We start from the raw sequence: 15,171 nt of genomic DNA on the forward strand, positions 1-15,171 counted from the left end.
TCCAAACCGCGCGCTGGTTCAGGCGCGGGCCAGACGCAGCCCGTGACGCGACCGGCCGCAGCCGGGAGCCATCAAGTCGGCACTGGAGCCCAGCAGGGCGATGGAGGCAGGGACGGCGAGACGACGGACAGCCGTCCGATGCAGGCATTCAGCGCCTCGTCTTCCCGCCAGCAGGGCGATGCGGACGTTCAGCGCAGGCAGCGGCCCGGCGGGCCCCTGAGCGGCAGGCTGGGCGACTCGCCCGACCAGGCGGGCTCGATGTCCGCCGGAGGCCGGGTGCGCCCCGACCTGGCGGCAGGTGCCAATGCCGGCGCGCAAGGCAACGAGTACGGTCGCTACAGCGGCGGCTATGGTGCCCGGACTCCTTTAGGCGAGGACGCTTGGCGAGCCGGCCGCTCGCCGCACGAAGTGTCCTGGACGGGCCGGCCGGAGCCGGGCCGCCCCTTCGACCCCGAGTACCACCGCTGGCGCGCCGAGCAGGTGCGCCGCATGGACATGGACTACGAGACGTGGCGGCAGGAGCGGTACGACAAGTTCTGCGAGGAGTTCGACCGCTGGCGCGCCGGGCGCGCCGCGGCGACCCTCCCGGTCGCTGGCACCGGTCTGTCGCGGCGCGACGGATCGGGCAACTGACGGGCACCGCGCTCATCCACCGGGATGAGCGCGGCGTTACCGCACTCAGACCAGGGGCGGGTCCAGCTCCCGTGCAAACGAGCGATGGGCACCCAGCGCGGTGATGAACGCCGTCACGGCCTCCGGGTCGGCCCGCAGGGCGGCATCACCGGCCTTGGAAGCGGCGAGGAACAGACCCGGATCGGCGCCGCCGTCGGGCAGCGCCGGCGGCACGCCTGCGGCTTCGAAGAGGGCCGTCGCATCACCGAGCGCCAGGATGGGTTTGCAGTGCCGATACTGGTCCTTGATGAACTCGACCGCCTGTCCCACCAGGGCAAGACGACGGAGCGCGTCCGTGCCATCGGGCAGCACGACGGCATCCCACAACGCGGCGGGGGCGGCCTCCAGCGACACCTCTGCGTGCAGCGTTTCGCCGTTGGAGGCTTCCACTCGACCCAACCTCACGCCCACGTAGCGCGGCACCGCGCCGGCGGTCACCAGGGCATCGTGGGCCGCGCGCAGACTCGCACCATCCGCACCCGGGGCCACCAGCAGCGCCACCCGACGCCCGGCTGGGCTGCCGTCACCCGGACGGGACATGAGGGACAGCGCCGGAGACGCCTTCACCTCCGACTCGGGAATCACATCCAGCGCGCGTGGTTGCGCTGGCGGCACGGCGATGCCAAGACCGGTCGCCACGCCCTCGGCCAGCACCGGGTCCACGTTGGCGAGGACCGAGATCACGCGCTCACGAACCGCCTCGGTCTGGACCCGTGTCAGCTCGAACCGGAAGGCCGCGACGATGTGGTTCTGCTCCACCGGGGTCTGGCTGCGCCAGAACAGGCGCGCCTGCGAATAGTGGTCAGCGAACTTCTCGGGCTTGCCCCGCACCTTGTCCTCGATCACCGGCTCGGGAAAGGACACGAAGCCCATGCGACCGGCCTGGAACGGACACCCCCCGGCCAGCGAGTTCGGCTCGTACGACACGCGGCCGCGGTGGATCGCCTGGCGGTGCATCCCGTCGCGCTGGTTGTTGTGCACCTGGGCCACGGGTGCATTGATCGGGATCTCGTGGAAGTTCGGCCCGCCCAGCCGGGTCAGCTGGGTATCGATGTACGAATGGATGCGCCCCTGCAGCAGCGGGTCGTTGGTGAAGTCGATGCCCGGGATGACGTGGGCCGTGCAGAAAGCCACCTGTTCGGTCTCGGCGAAGAAGTTGTCCGGGTTCCGGTTGAGCACCATGCGCCCGACAATGCGGATGGGCACGAGTTCTTCCGGCACGATCTTGGTCGCATCGAGCACGTCGAAGCTGAAGCCATCGGCCTGCACCTCGCTGAAGATCTGGACGCCGAGTTCGTAGGTAGGGAAGGCGCCGGCCTCGATGGATTCCCACAGGTCGCGGCGGTGGAAGTCCGGGTCGGCCCCGGAAATCTTCACGGCCTCGTCCCAGACCAGGGAGTGCGTGCCTGCCACCGGGCTCCAGTGGAACTTCACGAACACCGCTTCGCCGGCGTCATTGATCAGGCGAAAGGTGTGAACGCCAAAACCCTGCATCGTGCGATAGCTGCGCGGGATGGCGCGGTCCGACATGACCCACAGCAGCATGTGGGCCGACTCGGGCATGAGCGACACGAAGTCCCAGAAGGTGTCGTGCGCGCTGGACGCCTGGGGCATCGCATGGTGCGGCTCCGGCTTGACGGCATGGACGAGGTCGGGAAACTTCATGGCGTCCTGGATGAAGAACACCGGCATGTTGTTGCCGACCAGGTCCCAGTTGCCCTGCTCCGTATAGAACTTGACGGCGAACCCGCGCACGTCGCGCACGGTGTCGGCCGAGCCGCGTTCACCGGCCACGGTGGAGAACCGGGTGAACACCGGCGTGCGCTTGCCCACCGCGGAGAACGGCACCGCCTTCGTGAACTCGGTCAGCGCTTCAGTGCATTCGAAGTAGCCGTGCGCGGCCGAACCGCGGGCGTGCACGACGCGCTCGGGAATCCGTTCGTGGTCGAAGTGGGTCAGCTTCTCGCGCAGGATGAAGTCTTCCAGGGCCGTGGGCCCGCGGAGCCCGGCCTTCAGCGAGTTCTGGTTGTCCGCGACCGGCACGCCCTGGTTGGTGGTGAGCGCGCGCCCGCCGGAGTCCACGCGGACGCGCTGCAGTGGTTCGTTGTTCGGGTTGTATCCCGCACGGGCCGGCCCCTGGCCGAGCTTGTCGGAGGGCGTGTCCTCGGTGATCGTGCTCGCGGTGTCCTGAGGATCCTGGGGTGCCACGGGCTGCCCGGCTTCCGGCGCATGGCCGTTGGCCAAGCCATGCTCGGCGGCCTTCAGCGGGTTGTGCGGCATCGCCTCGGCCAGCGTTTCGGTGCCCGCCACCTTGGTCCCGAGGGCTTGCTGGGCCGGCGTGGGCAGGGTGGCCGCGCCGTCCGCCGTCATGCGCGAGGTCGACGGGCCGGACATCGTGCTCATCACGGAGCCCACGGCCTGGTCGGGCTGCGATGTGTCCGGTGGCACCTGGCTGCCCGCAGGCGGGGGAACGGGCGTTGCGGCGGCAGGCGTGGGAATCTTGCGAGTGGGCATGAGGAGTCCTTGGTATGAGAGAGGAAGCGCAGCAGCGCTTTCTGACCGCCGCAAGGCAACCCGCGTGCCCGACCGGCAGCTCGGCACGTGGATTGCCAATTCGGCGCACACACGGCGGCGGTTCGCCCGTGCCGAAAGGATTCCCATGAGTGAGACCATCCTCGTCCCCGGCGGCGCCGGGTTCCTCGGAAGCCATCTGTGCGATCGCCTCGTCGCGGCCGGACACGAGGTCATCGCCCTGGACGACTTCTCTTCCGGCGAGCGCGCCCACGTGGCCCAGCTCGCTGATGCCCGACGGTTCCGGCTGCTCCGCCACGACATCACCCAGCCGCTGCCCCGCGAGGCCGTGGCGGCGACCCAGATCTACAACCTCGCCTGCCCGGCCAGCCCGCCGCACTACCAGGCTCGGCCCGTGCAGACCACGCTCACGAGCGTGCTGGGACTGTGGCATCTGCTCGAACTCAGCCGCCAGTCCGGCGCCCGGGTCTTTCAGGCCTCCACCAGCGAGGTCTATGGCGACCCGCAGGTGCATCCGCAGACGGAGGACTACGTCGGCCATGTGAATCCGATCGGCCCGCGCTCCTGCTATGACGAGGGCAAGCGTTGCGGCGAGGCGATGTGCTTCGCATACCACCGCCAGTACGCCGTGCCGATCCGGGTGGCAAGAATCTTCAACAGCTACGGGCCGCGACTTCGGCCGGGGGACGGTCGCGTGGTGAGCAACTTCATCGTCCAGGCCCTCACCGGCCAGGCCCTGACCGTGTACGGCCACGGTGAACAGACCCGAAGCTTCTGCTACGTCGACGACACGGTCGAGGGCCTGATTCGGCTGATGAACGGCCCGAGCGAGGGACCGCTCAACATCGGCAACCCGGTGGAGCACACCGTGCTCGAGCTGGCCGAGAGGGTCGTGCGGCTCACGGGGAGCCGCTCCGCCATCGAGTGCCGTCCACTGCCGCAGGACGATCCACAGCGCCGCCGCCCCGACATCTCCCGCACCGAGGCGGTTCTGGGGTGGCGCCCCAAGGTGAGTCTTGAAGACGGGCTGCGCGAGACCATTGCGCACTTCCGGCACGAGCTGGGCGTTGCGCGAACATTCGCCGTTGCCTGAGCCGGTCACCGAAAGCCTTGCTCCGCCTGAACGGCACCGTCCGGCGCGGCGCTTGGCGGGCACGGCGCCGCGCCGGACACAGCGGGTCGACAGACCCGCCCGTCAGGCTGCGATGTCGTTCAGCACGCGGCACCAGTCCGCCACGAAGCGGTCAATGTGAAAGCGTTCAAGCGCGGTGCGTCGGCCGGCCTCGCCGAGGCGCCGCGCTTCGTCCGGGTCTCGCAAGAGACGTTGCATGCCTTCGACAAGCCGGTCGACCCGGGTGTCGATCAGGCCATTCTCCCCGTCGCGCAGTACAGTGACAAGCTCCGTGGTGGCCAGGCCGACGACAGGCGTTCCCACCATCATGGCCTCGATGACCGCGAGGCCGAGGCTGGTGTAGCGGATCGGATTGAAGAAGAACCGGTGTCCCGCCACGCGCTCAGGCAGCAAGTGGTTGGGAACCTCTCCTTCTCCGCCGCACCGCTCACTGCCCATGCCCACGAGACTGAGGGGCACTTCGGCGGCAACCCGCTGGAACACGTCCAGTCCGAGTCGACGGCCCCGTCGGTCGAGGTTGTTCACCACCACGATGCCGCTCGGGGTGTCGCCGCGGTAGCTGGCCTGCGCCAACGGCTTGACGCCATGCTCGACGACCCGCGTCGGGCTGCTGCGGTTGTCCCACATCAACGCGTTGAACGCGGTGACGTGCACGAGCATCACGCTCGCGTCGTCCACCCAATGCGCCGTGTTGGTCGGATGCTCCTGTGGCGGGTCGTGTTCGAGGTAGATCCGCGGCAGGCGGCGCTGCGTTTCACTCAACCACCGGTGCTGGTCCACCTCCCAGGCGTCTCGCGACTGGAAGAGCACGACGTCGAAGGGCATTTCCTTCAACTGATCGACCGGTGCCTCGAACACATTGGGCCCCCACGGCAGCGTGCCGCTGCGACCGGTGTGATGCGGGGTTCGCTCCGCGTCGGTGACGAGATAGAAGTCGTGCGGAACCTGGGTCAGGTAGTACAGGTAGTTGCCGTGCACATGCCACGTGAGGATGCGCAGACGGCGCGATGGCAGGCGCGCGCTCACAGGAACAGCACCCTGAATCGCAGCGCACCGCGAACACGCCAGTACACCGACAGGAAGGGAATGAGGGCAGAGGTCACGAGCATCTCCAACACATGGGCAGGGGTGTGCGCGGTCCCCCGCAAGCGGCGCCAGGCCAGCCGCAGCACCAGTGCACAGGCGATTGCGGCACACGCCGCAGCGGCCGTGCCCGAGCCCATCAGGCCGAGCAACGGCACCGCCAGTGCAAGTGCGACGATCAGGTAGTAGTCCCAGGGCGGAACCGGGCGAATCCGCTCACGGTAGAGCTTGGGGTGCTTCTTGTAGAGCAAGGCGTCAAAGAACGTGTTGCGCTGCTGCCGAAGACACACGCCCCATGCTTCCGGTCGCACGGGATGCTGGACGATGGCGTTGTGCGCACGCCCGACCGGACCCGCCTCGCGCATCAGGCGGAACTGCAGGTCCGAATCCTCCCGCCATGCGCGAAGGAAACGCTCGTCGAAGCCGTCGATCAGGCGCAGCGCCTCCGTTCGGACGAAGGCATTGGCCGTGACGAACTCGGCCGTGGCAAGGCCCTGCGTCATGCGTTCGTGATCCGTCGGGGGAACGGTCAGCGGTGGGACCTGCACCTGGCCGCAGGCCGCGGACCACTCCGGCGAGCGATCCATCGCTGCCGCCCCGGCCGCGAGCCACATCGGGTCGGGGATGGTGTCGTCGTCCGTGAAGGCGATGAGCGGGGCAACGGCCGCACGCCAACCGGCGTTGCGTGCCACGGCCGGACCGCGGCCCGACTCGGGTCGCAGGTAGCGCAAGGTCACCCAGGCCGGCACCTCGGGTCGAAGCGAGTCGACCGCCTGGCGGGTGGCATCGTCGTGTCCGTCGTCCACGACGATGACCTCGAACGGCCCGGCGTCGAACATCTGGGACAGCACCGCCCTGAGGCAACGCAGCAGCAGCGGTGGTCGACGGTAGGTCGGGATGACCACGGAAACCAGCGGGGCCCGCACCTGCGAGGTCATGTGCGCTGCCCTCCCCCCTTGCGGACGATGAATGAACCGATGACGAGGGCGTCGAGTGGCGTGCTGAAGAAGGCCTCGATGGCATCGCGCGGCGTGCACACCACCGGCTCGCCCCGCACATTGAACGATGTGTTCACCAGGACCGGCACGCCGGTGCGCGCGCCGAAGGCCTTCAGCAGCGCGTGAAAGCGCGGGTTGGTGTCGCGATCGACGGTCTGGACGCGGGCCGTGCGGTCCGTGTGGCAAGCCGACGGGATGCGCTCGCTCTGCCCAGGAACCACGTCATAGATGAAGAGCATGAACGGCGAATCGCCGCCGTTGGCATCGGCCGGATGGAACCACGCCGCCATGTCTTCCTTGGGCACGGCCGGCGCGACGGGCCGGAAGTCCTCCCGATCCTTGAGCTCGTTCAGGCGGGCCTGCATTTCCGGATCGATGGGCGATGCGAGGATGGAACGCGCGCCCAATGCGCGCGGACCATATTCCATGCGGCCCTGGAACCAGCCGATCATGAGGTTGTCGGCCAGCAGCGCGGCAGTGGCGGCGGCCAGGTCATCGGCCCGTTCATAGGGCAGCTTCGCCCAGCGCAGCTGGCGTTCGATCTCCTCGTCCGTGTAGCCCGGGCCCCAGTAGGCGTGGTCCATCCGCCAGCGGCGTGGGGCGAAGTGGTTCACCGGTCGGTCCACGCTCTTGTCGATGGCCACCGCAGGCGCGGAGATGGGAGCGACCTCGTTCGGTTCCAGCCGCTCCTTGGCATCGACCCACAGGGCCGCGCCGAGTGCGGTTCCCGCGTCGCCCGCTGCCGGCTGGACCCACACGGCATCGAAGATGCCGCTGTCGCGAAGCCGGGCGTTCATCACGCAGTTGAGCGCCACGCCGCCTGCCATCGCGAGCTGGCGCTCGCCGGTCGACTCGCGCAGCCAGGTCCCGAGCTTGAGCGCCGTGTCCTCGAGCACATCCTGCAGGGACGCGGCGAGATCGAGGTGGTGTTCCCCGAGCGCTTCGCCCAGCGGGCGCTTGGGGCCGCACATGGCCACCAGGTCGATGGGATCGATGGTGTACCGCCCGTCGGGGCCGATGTGCACGTGGGCCTGCAGGGCATCGCGATACCGAGGCGTGCCGAGCGCGGCAAGCGCCATCACCTTGTACTCGTCGCTCGAATGCAGGAAACCGAGGTGCGCGGTGACCTGTTCGTAGAGCATGCCGAGCGAATGCGGCATGTCGACCTCGCCCAAGGCCTCATAGCGGTTGTCTCGATAGCGACCATAGGTGGTGGTGGCGCGCTCGCCGCGACCGTCGAGCGTCATGACGGCGCATCGCTCGAAGGGCGATGCAAGGAAGGCGCTGGCCTGATGGCAGGTGTGGTGGTTCACGAAGTGCCAGCGGTAGGGCGCGGCGTCGGGCCGCACGCCGGAGAGCCGCTTGCGCAGGTGGTGAGGCGCACCGTCGGCGAGTTGCCGCGGTGCGTTGACGATGTAGGCCGCGAAGAGGGGATCCCACGGGTTTTCCCATTCGCCTCGAGGCGCGGCAGAGGGCTCGATCGGAAGGCTCAGCGTGGCCTGCCCAGCGGCGATGCGATTGCCAAGAAATTCTCGCGGGTCGAAGCTATAGGCGACGTGGTCAACGTCCCGAAGACTCACGCCCGCCTGTCGGAGGCAGTCGTCGATGGCATTGAAGGGAAGTTCCCAGGCCGAGAACGGAACCGGCCGCTTGCCATGCTTGATGCGCGTGAAGCGCTCTTCTTCGGATGCGGCGACCACGACACCGTCGACCACGAGGGCCGCAGCGGAGTCATGGAAGGCGGCGTTGATGCCGAGAGTGATCATCGAAAGGCTTCTCCGTGAGATGTCAACGCGAACGGCGGTTGGCGCGCACGGCGTTGAAGATCAGGAGCGCGGCCAGCGCCCCGAGCAGCGCCACGAACAGGGCGCCCAGGCTGAAGACATCGCGGTTCTCTGCTGGTGTCCCGAGGTACGGGGCCACGTACCAGCCGAACAGTGCGGCGACTACCGCGCCGACAGCCACGTTCGGCACGATGCCGTCGCCACGGTCCTTGCGCAGCCAACGGCTCAGCACGGCGCCGAGCACGCCGCCGGCAATGATCCAGACGATGAGATTGATGATGGATTTCTCCCTCAGGGCCAGGAGGTCTCGCGCATCGGCAGCACGGTGACCTCCGGAATCACCGTTTCCTCCGGCTGGGTCAGCAGGAAGCGCACGGTGCGTGCCACGTTGGCGGGGTCCTGCAGCACGGTGGGGTCGATGTCGGGGAAGCGGTCGAGCAGGAAGGGCGTGCGCATGCCCCCGGCGACAACAGCCGACACCTTGATGCCCTTCGGGCGCAGTTCCGCATGGAGCGCATGCGACAGGCCGAGCAGGCCCCACTTCGTCGCGTGATAGGCCGCGGCATTGGGCCAGGCGCGCTTGGCCGCGGTGGAGGCCACGTTGATGATGTAGCCGCCACCGCCCTGCTCGGTCTTGGGCCCCATGGCGCGCGCCGCATGCTTGGCCACATAGAACGGTCCGGTGAGGTTGGTGCGCACCACGCGCTCCCAATCGGCGCCAGACAACTCGTCGATGGGCACCGTGATGTCGATGCCGGCGTTGTTCACCACGGCGTCGATGCGGCCGAAGCGCTCGCGCGTCTGGGCGATCACCCGTTCCACTTGCGCCTCATCGCCGACGTCGAGGTGGACGGCCATGGCGGTGATGCCCTCCTCGCCGAGCACCGCTGCGTGGTTCTCCGCGCCGGCGAGGTCGATGTCGGCGACGACGACGCGGGCACCGTCCTCGCCGAGGGCACGGCAGATGGCCGCGCCGAGTCCGCGCGAACCGCCGGTGACGAGGACCACCCGATCGGCAAGCGTCGGCGTGGCGGTGGGAGAGGTGCTGACTGGGGACATGGCAGGCTCCTTGTGGACTTCAAAACGATTGCAGTTGCAGCGCCTCTGGCATCCGGCGTTCCCAGTGGCGGCCTCAGTCGCGCGGCTGCCCTGCGAAGAGCTGCCGTGTGGCCAGCGCCCCGGCGTGGCGCTCTTTCGCGATGGCCCGCAGCGCGCCGGCCACGGTGATCGCGAACGACTCATCCCACCATGCGTGCGCCCCACTCACTCCGACCACGATGCCGTCGAGGCAGACGCTGCCCCAGAGCAAGGTCTCCGTCTCCCGGACGAGGTGCGGACGCATCGTCTGCAAGGCGTGGCTGTCCATCTGGTGCTGCCAGGCCAGCTGCGCCTTGGCTCGGGCGAACGCCGAGTAGTCGGCGTCCCATCGCGCGCGATCGCCGATGGCGTGCTCGTGGAGGATGGCATCCTCGAAACGATGTGACGCCGGCGAGCGGGCCGGGTCCATGACCACGATGACCAGGAAGCCACTGCCGCAGACCGAAGGGTCCCGCATGGCGCTTTCGATCATGGGCAGCGACATCTCGACGGCCCGGCGGGCGGAGTGAGCGTCAGCGAAGTGGCTTCCGGGAGTGGCTTGGGGCGACGCGGTCATGGGGCTCCTTCATGGGCAGGCTGAGAATGGGTTGCGGCAAGACTTTCACCGTCGCGACGCCGCGCAAGGGTGTATAGCGTGGAGACGAGCTCTCTCGCCTGGACGGGCTTCGTGAGGTGGACCTGGAAGCCGGCCATGAGCGCGCGCACGCGGTCGCCCGACTGGGCGAGTCCGGTCAACGCGACGGCAGGCAGCCGCTGGTCCAGGGGAATGCCGCGCTCGGCTTCGAGCTGACGCAGGCGGTGGACGACCGCGTGGCCATCCTCGTCGCCGAGAACCACGTCGCAGACGAACACGTCCGGCCACAGGTTGGAGGGCCGGCTCTGCAACCAGGCGAGCACGTCCCGGCCGGTGCCGAAGGGCAGGACGGATGCGGCATCGGACTCCAGCAGGGCCGTCAGCGTGTCGCGCGCATCCTTGTCGTCGTCCACCAGCATGACGCGCAGGCCGGCCAGCGGCTGCTCCAGCGGCACGGCCGAATCAACCATTGGCGCAGGGGCTGCGGCGACCGCCCGGAGGGGCAACTCGACGGTGTAGCGCATGCCGTGCACGGACGACGGCTGCACGATGCCGAAGCGACCGCCCTGCCGCTCGATGGTGGAGCGCAGCACGAGCGGGTCGAGCGGCGTGTCGGCCTCGCCCGGCTTGGCAGGCGGGGCGGCCGGACGGGGCACGGCAGTGGCTGGTGCGATGTGGCGTCCATCGGTCACCGTGACGAGCGCATGCCCGTCCCTGCGCTCGAGGCGCAGTTCGATGCGGCCACCGGGTGGCGTTCCCGCGAGCGACCACAGGCACAACGCGCTGAGCGCCTGCGACAGCGTGGTCGGGTCGCCCGTCACGCTGCTCGCCTCACCGTCGATGTCGGTATAGAGCGCCACCTGACTTGCCTCGATGCGCGGTCGCACGCCGTCGATCACACCGGCGATGAGTGCACCGAGGTGAACCGGCTGTCGCGCCATCTCGCGCTCGACGCGCTCGAACTGCTGCTGCTGCCGCTGCAGGTTCCACAGCTGGGCGTACAGGCCGTCGCGGGCCAGCAGGTTCTCGTGGCGACCACGCTCGACGATGCGGCCCTTGTCCATCACGATGATCTCGTCGGCGTTCACGATGGTGGACAGGCGGTGCGCGATGATGAGCGTGCTTCGCCCCTGTGCGATCCGGTCGAGCTCACCCTGGATCGCCCGCTCGGCCCGCGTGTCCAGCGCCGAAGTGGCTTCGTCGAAGATCATGATGGGCGGGTTCTTGAGGAACGCGCGGGCAATGGCGATGCGCTGCTTCTCGCCGCCCGACAGCTTCACGCCCCGCTCGCCGACCATCGTCTCGTACTGCTCGGGAAGCGAGAGGATGAATTCATGCACCTGGGCGGCCTTGGCGGCCTCGATGACGTCCGGGAGGCCGGCGCCCACGCGGCCATAGCCGATGTTGTACGCAATGGTGTCGTTGAAGAGGACGGTGTCCTGCGGCACGATGCCGATGGCCTCGCGCAGCGATTCGGTGCGCACGGCGCGCAGGTCCTGCCCGTCCACCGTGATGCGGCCGGACCTGACGTCGTACAGGCGGAGCAGCAGCCGGGCGAGCGTGGACTTGCCCGAGCCGCTGCCTCCCACCACCGCGACGGTGTGGCCCGCGGGAATGGTGAGGCTTACGTCGTAGAGGATCTGGCGTCCGGGCTCGTACCCGAAGTCGACGTTCTCGAACGACACCATTCCGCCCTGCACCACCAGCGGCGGCGTGTCGGCCCGATCCACGATCTCGGGCTCCTGCGCGAGCAGGTCGAACAGCTTCTCCGTGTTCACGAGGGCATCCCGCGCCTCGCGAAAGACGAAGCCGAGCGCGTTGAGCGGCAGGCAGATCTGGATCACGTACGCATTCACCAGGACAAGGTCGCCCACTGTCATCGCGCCCCGAACCGTCTGCTGCCCTGCGAGCAGCATCACGGCCGCCACGCCAGCCGCGATGACGGCGCTCTGGCTGATGTGAAGCACCGACAGCGCCCGCTGGTTCTGAATGCTGCCGACGACCCATTGATCGCAGATCGCGAGGTACCGGTCGCGCTCGAAGCGCTCGCGGGCATAGGTCTTGACGGTCTCGTAGTTGAGCAGGGTATCGACCAGGCGCCCGTTGGCGCGCGAGTCCATCTCGTTGACCCGCCGCTGCCGCAGCTCGCGGCGCTGGGTCAGGCCCATGGTGAGCGCGGCGTAGACGACAAAGGTGACGACGATGACCAGCGTGAACCACAGGCTGTATCCATACGCCATGACACCGAGCACGGCAGCGAACTCGACGAGCGTGGGCACGACGGTGAAGAGACCGGCGCCCAGCAGGAAGCCGACGCCGCTCGTGCCCCGCTCCACGTCGCGGATGAGCGACCCCGTGTTTCGTTGGCTGTGGAACTTGGGGTTGAGCGACAGGAGGTGAGAGAACGTGCGCTGAGAAAACGCGATGACCGTGCGGCGCGTGACCGGCGCGAAGACGAGGTCCCGCAGTTCGGTGAAGAGCGTCCCTGCGAAACGCAGCAGCGCATAGGCGAGTAGCAAAAACACGGGAAGCACGACGGCCAGCGAAGTGGTCGGGTCCCCGGCGGCCATGGCAGGCACCGACTCGGTGAGCGACTCCGGCCGGCTGAAGCGATCCACCACCGCCTTGAGCAGCAGCGGCACACTGACCCCTGCTGCCTTGGCGAGGATCAACAGTGCGAGCGCAAGGGCGGTGCGACGCCGGTACTTCCAGGCTGCCGCCCACAACTCACCGAACACGCCCTTGCGTTGATTGACGGCCGGAGATTCCATGGCCGCCGAATCGGCAAGGCGTGTTCCCGTCCGGGATCAGCGCCGAAGCGTGCGGCGATGGGTGTAGTGCATCAGGAGGCCGACAGCCAGCCCGGTAGCAAGCGCCGCCGCAGCGACAGGAACACGGCTGCCGGGCGCCTTGGCCCGGTAGCCGCCGTCGATGCCGGAACCCACCGAGGGCGCGAACAGGTTGCCATCCGTGCGCGGTGCCGACTCAGCCTGGTCGAGGTAGCGTTCGACCACCCGCGCGCCCAGCCAGCTCGACAGGGAGGGGGAAATGGCATGGACCAGGCGCAGTGCCGTCGCAGCCGCGCCCACGGTGACCGACGGGCGCGGGTGTTTGGCCAGATCGACCATCGCCCGCGCAGCCAGGCGCGGGTCGTAGATGGGCGGTGCCGGCCGCAGCCGACGGCCGGTGTAGTTCGCCGCATGGGCCACACCGGGCGTGTCCATGAAGGCGGGATATACGTCGCAGACGTGGATGTCGCTCCACTGGCTCAACTCGCCCCGCAGGGCCTCCGAGAAGCCGCGCAAGGCGAACTTGCTCGCCGAGTACGCCGCCGCGTACGGTGCCGCGGCCCAGGCCCCGAGCGAGATCATGTTGATGAGGACGCCCCGCTTGCGGGCGATGAAATGCGGCAGCACCGCGTGCGCGCCGTTGATGTGGCCGATGAGATTGGCCTCGATGACGCGGTGGTGGGATTTGAGCGGCGTCTGCACGAAGCTGCCCACGGCACCCACCCCGACGTTGTTGACCCACACGTCGATGCCGCCGAAACGCGCGACCGCAGCGCTTGCGAGCGCGCGCACGGCGCGCTCGTCCGTCACGTCGGTGGTCACGACGAGAACCTGGGCACCCTGTGCCTGGCACTGCGCCGCGACCTCGTCGAGCACGGATTGCCTCCGCGAGGCCAGCACCAGATCGGCGCCGGCCCGCGCGAAGGCGATGGCCGCGGCGCGGCCGATGCCGCTCGTGGCCCCGGTCAACACCACGCATTGACCCACCAGACTGCGGTTCTTCACGGTCATCGGTCCTCCGGTTCAGGCCTGCATCGGCACGGGCACGTACAACTCAGTTCGAAGCGGCAGAGGCCGGGGGCGACATGGTCGTACCCTGGCCGGCGCTGCCGCCGCTGCTGTTCGTACCGCCCGTGCTGGTGCCGGTGCTGGTGTCGCCGGTGGCCGGGGCGGTCGTCGTGTCGCCGCCCATGCTGCCGCCCGTCGACGTGCCGGGAGCGCCCGTGGTGTCCGGCGTCGTCGGCGTGGTCGGCGTCGTCGTCGTACCCGGAGCCGTGGTGGTTGCATCCGGCATGGTGGTCGCCGGCGGGTTTTCATCGCGGCGGCTGCAGGCCGTGGTCAGAACGGCCGAGGTCAGCAGCACGGCGAGGGAAACGGTCTTGAGGGTCGTCTTTTGCATGGGATGATCTCCTGGAAGTCGAGTTGACACCCGGCCTGCGCCCGTCGCACGCCGATGCCGGGCTCCGGCAATCAACGTGCCTGGGTAAGCACCCTTCATCCCTCGCGGGCCATGGAGGCCGGTCGCAGCCGTGGCCGGCGTCCGGTGACGCCGTCGCAGCGCGGCCGGTGGCTCAACCCTTGGCGGGCGCGGGCTCCCGCGTCACGAGCCAGATGCCCCAGCACACCAGCACCAGGGCGACCGCGTTCTTCCATTCCAGGATGGCCTCGCCCAGGAACATCGCCGACAGTGCGGCACCGAAGATCGGCACGAGGAAGTTGAACGCAGCCACCGTGCTCACCCGGTTGGCTCGCAGCAGGAGGCTCCACAAGGTGAAAGCGGCAGCTGATAGCAACACCATGTAGCCGAGCAGAAGCACGGACCCGACGGTGAATCCGGTGAGCTGCCCACCGAAGGCCAGGCCGCCGACCAGCAAGGCGGCGCCACCGATGGCGAGCTGGTAGCCCGTCATGACCACGGAGTCCAGATGCTGCGACACCCGCTTGCCATAGATGGATGCCAGCGACAGCACGAAGGCGGCAATCACGACAAAGCCCTCGCCCAGCAAGGTGAAGTCGAACTCGAGCAGGTCCGGTGTGAAGTTCACCACCATCACCCCGGCGAAGCCGATGAGGCATCCCCAGACCTTGTGATGGCTCAGCCGGTCGTTGTGATAGATGAGGTGAGCGAGGAGCACGCTGAAGAACGTGCCGGTGGCATTCATGATGGAGGCCTTGACACCGGTCGTGTAGGCCAGGCCGACGTAGAAGAACACGTACTGCAGCAGCGTCTGCGACAGGCCCAGCAAGGTGACTTGTCCGAGCGTCCGGCGGTCCAGTGAGAGCGCCGCGCCCCGGCCGGTGAATGCAGCGAAGACCAGCAGCACGAGGCCCGCGAAGAGAAAGCGGTAGCCGGCGAAGACCAGCTTGCCCGGCAGGTCACCGGGGGCGATGGCGAACAGCTCGTAGCCGATCTTGATCGCGGGGTACGCGCTGCCCCACAGCAGGCAGCAGAAGGTGGCAACGGCAAACAAGACCTTGCGGTCGGCAAAAACGGAGCGGTTCAAGTCGG

13 protein-coding genes are annotated in these 15,171 nt (G+C 68.5%); 2 read left to right on the top strand and 11 right to left on the bottom strand.

What is annotated here, in order from left to right:
* The first annotated feature begins 138 nt into the window (after positions 1-138).
* Positions 139-633: a hypothetical protein gene (locus tag ACSQ2F_RS10190; RefSeq protein WP_436022354.1), complete on the top strand. Its 495-nt coding sequence runs from the start codon at positions 139-141 to the stop codon at positions 631-633.
* A 45-nt stretch (positions 634-678) separates the two neighbouring features.
* Here the strand turns inward: ACSQ2F_RS10190 and ACSQ2F_RS10195 are convergent, their stop codons facing one another.
* Positions 679-3,186: a catalase gene (locus ACSQ2F_RS10195; RefSeq protein ID WP_436022356.1), complete on the bottom strand. Its 2,508-nt coding sequence runs from the start codon at positions 3,184-3,186 to the stop codon at positions 679-681.
* Between the two features lie 145 nt (positions 3,187-3,331).
* Here ACSQ2F_RS10195 and ACSQ2F_RS10200 point away from each other — a divergent pair, with 145 nt between their 5' ends.
* Positions 3,332-4,297, top strand: a complete 966-nt coding sequence (locus tag ACSQ2F_RS10200) for a UDP-glucuronic acid decarboxylase family protein (protein ID WP_436022358.1) — start codon at positions 3,332-3,334, stop codon at positions 4,295-4,297.
* A gap of 102 nt (positions 4,298-4,399) precedes the next feature.
* On the opposite strand, the gene ACSQ2F_RS10205 is transcribed toward ACSQ2F_RS10200, so the two are convergent.
* The 10 genes from ACSQ2F_RS10205 to ACSQ2F_RS10250 form a co-directional block, all read right to left on the bottom strand.
* On the bottom strand, positions 4,400-5,350 hold the full coding sequence (locus tag ACSQ2F_RS10205; protein ID WP_436026790.1) for a glycosyltransferase family 4 protein: 951 nt from the start codon (positions 5,348-5,350) through the stop codon (positions 4,400-4,402).
* Between the two features lie 8 nt (positions 5,351-5,358).
* The gene (locus ACSQ2F_RS10210) at positions 5,359-6,357 is read right to left on the bottom strand and encodes a glycosyltransferase family 2 protein (RefSeq protein ID WP_436022360.1); all 999 of its coding nucleotides are present in this window, start codon (positions 6,355-6,357) and stop codon (positions 5,359-5,361) included.
* A complete protein-coding gene (locus ACSQ2F_RS10215; RefSeq protein WP_436022362.1) occupies positions 6,354-8,183 on the bottom strand; it encodes a carbamoyltransferase family protein in 1,830 nt (609 codons plus the stop codon). The genes ACSQ2F_RS10210 and ACSQ2F_RS10215 overlap by 4 nt, the downstream gene beginning before the upstream one ends.
* Positions 8,184-8,205: 22 nt before the next feature.
* Positions 8,206-8,445: a GlsB/YeaQ/YmgE family stress response membrane protein gene (locus ACSQ2F_RS10220; RefSeq protein WP_436022364.1), complete on the bottom strand. Its 240-nt coding sequence runs from the start codon at positions 8,443-8,445 to the stop codon at positions 8,206-8,208.
* Positions 8,446-8,492: 47 nt separating this feature from the next.
* Complete coding sequence (locus ACSQ2F_RS10225) at positions 8,493-9,260, bottom strand: SDR family oxidoreductase (protein WP_436022366.1); 768 nt, start codon at positions 9,258-9,260, stop codon at positions 8,493-8,495.
* 73 nt (positions 9,261-9,333) lie between these two features.
* Positions 9,334-9,855, bottom strand: coding sequence for a hypothetical protein (locus ACSQ2F_RS10230; RefSeq protein ID WP_436022368.1), 522 nt, complete (start codon positions 9,853-9,855; stop codon positions 9,334-9,336).
* The gene (locus ACSQ2F_RS10235) at positions 9,852-12,644 is read right to left on the bottom strand and encodes an ATP-binding cassette domain-containing protein (protein ID WP_436022370.1); all 2,793 of its coding nucleotides are present in this window, start codon (positions 12,642-12,644) and stop codon (positions 9,852-9,854) included. The genes ACSQ2F_RS10230 and ACSQ2F_RS10235 overlap by 4 nt, the downstream gene beginning before the upstream one ends.
* A 36-nt stretch (positions 12,645-12,680) precedes the next feature.
* Positions 12,681-13,673: an SDR family oxidoreductase gene (locus ACSQ2F_RS10240; RefSeq protein ID WP_436022372.1), complete on the bottom strand. Its 993-nt coding sequence runs from the start codon at positions 13,671-13,673 to the stop codon at positions 12,681-12,683.
* Between the two features lie 43 nt (positions 13,674-13,716).
* Positions 13,717-14,061, bottom strand: a complete 345-nt coding sequence (locus ACSQ2F_RS10245; RefSeq protein WP_436022374.1) for a hypothetical protein — start codon at positions 14,059-14,061, stop codon at positions 13,717-13,719.
* 172 nt (positions 14,062-14,233) lie between these two features.
* Positions 14,234-15,166, bottom strand: a complete 933-nt coding sequence (locus ACSQ2F_RS10250) for a DMT family transporter (RefSeq protein WP_436022376.1) — start codon at positions 15,164-15,166, stop codon at positions 14,234-14,236.
* Positions 15,167-15,171: the final 5 nt, after the last annotated feature.

Source organism: Rhizobacter sp. LjRoot28 (genome assembly GCF_964253025.1).
Lineage (GTDB): Bacteria > Pseudomonadota > Gammaproteobacteria > Burkholderiales > Burkholderiaceae_C > Rhizobacter.